The following is a 2,657-nucleotide window of genomic DNA, read 5'->3' on the forward strand; positions in this document are numbered from 1 at the left end:
ATCCTCCAAAATTTTATTTTACCCGAAAAAACTCCTTTCTTTCTCTCCACTTTTTCTGGGTAAGGTCAATTCGGAACTCTATTTCTTTTTTACGATCTTTACTTTTATTCTTATTGTTCATATAATATACCCTTCACTAATAATAAATTATTTTTAAATGTTTACTGTTATTTTCTTAGCAGTATTGGCATAAAGCCATAGCTTTTGGGTGAAGTCAAATCAAATTTTCAATTTTTTTTTGTTTATTTTTTTATGAAAAGGTAGAAGATATTAATAGCTGCTAATTTCTTTAAACGATGTTGTCGTAGATTCGTATTTTTATACACCAAAAAGGGTATCTTTGATGTCTCCTACAGCTCCAAACTCATAGTATCTATTTGCCAGCCTTTTAAGGCGCTTTATAGAAGGGTTAATAAAAGATGTACAAAAGGACGTCTAAGGTGCGTAGTATAGCACTTCTCGCAATAGTCCGAATAGGATAAGATATGTGCTTATGGCTATGGTAGAGCAGTAGCATATTATGATCTGTTCGGATTATTGTAAAAAGAGCTATAGCATTCTAAAGCCATCTATGGGAGACATTTTTTTCATCAACGCATTCAAAACTTAAAAAAATAAAAAACTTGAACATTTCTTCAGAATTGTGTATAATTATTAATGCTTTTTAAGGTTCTTTCTTATGACTTTTTCTAAGTTTCTTGATCCCAAAAATGATGTATCGTTTAAGCGTATCTTCGGTACTGAAAAAATAGAGATATCCTTATTCACTTCCTCAATGATATTCTTGGCTTTACTGGTAAAAATGAAATAAAGGATATAGAGTTTTTAAGTACTATTCAAGACCACGATATCGCCGCTAAAAAGCAAAGTATTGTTGATGTTCTCTGTAGAGATTCTACAGGTGCTCAATACATTTGCGAAATGCAGGTCGCTAAAACTAAAGGCTTTGAAAGACGTGCCCAATACTATGCTGCTAAAGCTTACTCAAGGCAAGCTGATAAAGGTGACCAGTATCATAACCTTAAGGAAATTATCTTCATTGCTATAGCAGATTGTGTACTGTTTCCTAATAAATCTGAGTACAAATCAAAGCATACTATTCGAGATGAAGACACTAATGAGCATGATCTAAAAGATTTCTATTTTATATTTATTGAGTTGCCAAAATTTCCAAAGAATAAGGAAGATCAGTTGGAAAATATAGTTGAAAAATGGGTTTATTTTTTTCGATATGCAGATGAGACTAGTGAAGAAGAGCTGGAAAAAATAATAGGTAGTGATGTAATAATTAAAAAGGCCTATGAAGAGCTAAATAGATTCAACTGGTCAGAAAAAGAATTTATTGCCTATGAACGGGAAATAAAACGTATTCTTGATGAACAGGCTGTCCTCGCTCAAAAACTTGATGATGCTACTGAAAAAGGTAGAGAAGAAGGCATCCAAATCGGACATGAAAAAGGCAGAAAAGCAGAGAAAATCGAAGTGGCAAAGAACTCACTTAAGGCCGGTGTCTCTATTGATGTTATCGCTCAAATTACCGGCCTTTCGATAGATGAAATTCGAAAATTAAGGAATTAATACTTTACCTTGACCTCTAGCTTGAGTTAAATGACATTGAACAGAAGTATTATTTAGATAACTTTTAGGCTCCAAGCTTATTTGTTGTTCTTTTACGTCACTCACTTCTAATCTGCTTAACATTTGTTGCATTAATTGATTTATTACTGGGTCTATTCTTCTATTATAGCACTTCTCGCAATAGTCCGAATAGGATAAGATATGTGCTTATGGCTATGGTAGAGCAGTAGCATATTATGATCTGTTCGGATTATTGTAAAAAGAGCTATAAATTCAGCCATAAACTTATCAAACTTTTTCGGACTTAATCTACCGGGATCTCCGGGTTCTCTACCAGGCAATGCCTCCTCTGCGTATGATTTTAAAATCCCTGAAATTTCATTAAATTCACCACTCCTAATTTTTTCATTAATCTTCTCAAATAATTTCTCAAAATTAATATCTAAGCGGTGCATTTTTATACCACCTTTCGATTCAGCTTGCTTCTCTAATACTTCCTTGAACGACTTTATAATATCCGATGTGTAAAAAAGAGCCTTTACAGGATTAACATCAGAAAACTTAGGAAGAGGACACTTTTTATCTAGAAAAGCTTGTAACAAGAAAAACATCAAGCTAGCATTATTACTCGCACAAACTTCACGACTAAATTGGCTAGTATATTGGATATTTTGGTTTCTTACTGTATCAGAATGATTGGAGCTACTTCCTGCTGTACCAGAACGGCTAGAGCTATTTTCTGAAAATGAGGGCAACGCGGCCCTTAAAGGGGAAGAGATAAACTGAAAAACACCTTTAACAGCATCTATCCATGAAGACGGCTTACTTGCTCCGCTTGTAGCTCCTATTTTGTTATAGCCTATTTCGTCACTTTGCGATGAATTGTCTGATGCATTATCATAAGATAGATCACACTTAGATTCTTTTGTAATACTATATTGTACATCACGCTTCTTGCGAGTAGATCCACAATCCTCAATTTTCCATTGATATGGACTATCTTTGCCCATGGCCTCCAAGTAAATACTCTCCTTCTATCCCTATCATGGCTAAGATAATCACTAGCAGGATATAAATAC

At 33.9% G+C, this 2,657-nt stretch carries 2 protein-coding genes and 1 pseudogene; 1 reads left to right on the top strand and 2 read right to left on the bottom strand.

Annotated features, from left to right (window positions below; translation table 11 throughout):
• Positions 1–679 precede the first annotated feature (679 nt).
• Positions 680–1,578, top strand: a pseudogene (locus OZD68_RS05425) (Rpn family recombination-promoting nuclease/putative transposase).
• Here OZD68_RS05425 and OZD68_RS05430 read toward each other — a convergent pair.
• Both OZD68_RS05430 and OZD68_RS05435 read right to left on the bottom strand, forming a co-directional pair.
• Entirely contained in the window at positions 1,567–1,701 is a 135-nt protein-coding gene (locus OZD68_RS05430; protein ID WP_275009208.1) for a hypothetical protein, read from the bottom strand. The pseudogene OZD68_RS05425 and the gene OZD68_RS05430 sit on opposite strands and share 12 nt — an antisense overlap.
• A gap of 29 nt (positions 1,702–1,730) precedes the next feature.
• Complete coding sequence (locus OZD68_RS05435; protein WP_275009209.1) at positions 1,731–2,588, bottom strand: hypothetical protein; 858 nt, start codon at positions 2,586–2,588, stop codon at positions 1,731–1,733.
• Positions 2,589–2,657 lie beyond the last annotated feature (69 nt).

This window comes from Wolbachia endosymbiont of Drosophila bicornuta, assembly GCF_028982105.1.
GTDB lineage: Bacteria > Pseudomonadota > Alphaproteobacteria > Rickettsiales > Anaplasmataceae > Wolbachia > Wolbachia pipientis.